The 543-nt window shown below is 76.1% G+C and carries 1 protein-coding gene; it reads right to left on the bottom strand.

Features of this window, described 5'->3' with window-relative positions; genetic code table 11:
• Nucleotides 1-371: indole-3-glycerol phosphate synthase TrpC (locus FB586_RS18855; RefSeq protein WP_370741100.1), on the bottom strand; the 371-nt coding region annotated here is incomplete at its 3' end.
• Between the last annotated feature and the right edge of the window lie 172 nt (nucleotides 372-543).

Here is a 543-nt window from a genome sequence, read left to right as displayed (position 1 = left end):
ACGATGAAGTCCTTGCGCAGGATCGGGGTGTCGACCGCCGCCCGCACGGCGCGCAGGTCGTCGAGGCTGCCACCGAAGCGGCGCTCCTCGGTGAGCACCGAGATGGCGGCCGCGCCGCCGCGCGCGTAGGCCTGCGCGAGCGAGGCCGGGTCCGGGATGTCGGCGAGCGCGCCCTTGCTGGGGCTCCTGCGCTTCACCTCGGCGATGACGCTCGAGCCCGGGGCCCGGAAGTGCGGCATCGGGTCGCGAGGCGCCGGTGCGTCGGCCAGGCGCGCGCGCAGGTCGGGCAGCGGGAGTGCGGCCTCGCGGCGGGCGAGGTCCTCGCGTGCGCCGGCGACGATGTCGTCGAGCACGGAACCGGTCGCAGGCATGGGTCCAGCCTCTCACCCGGCGCCAGCGGCGCCGCCGTCGGTGCCCAGTGTCCGGACGCCGGGTCCGACGCCGGGTCGGGCGTCAGGTCGGGCGTCAGGCAGGGCTCAGTGGTCGGACGCGTTCAGGCCCAGCTTGGCCAGCACGAGGAACAGCGGGAACGCGACCACGGCG

Source organism: Cellulomonas telluris (genome assembly GCF_004886325.1).
In the GTDB taxonomy this organism is placed as follows: Bacteria; Actinomycetota; Actinomycetes; order Actinomycetales; family Cellulomonadaceae; genus Cellulomonas; species Cellulomonas telluris.
The sequence above is the reverse complement of the archived record's forward strand: the minus strand, read 5'-3'. Positions and strand labels throughout refer to the sequence as shown.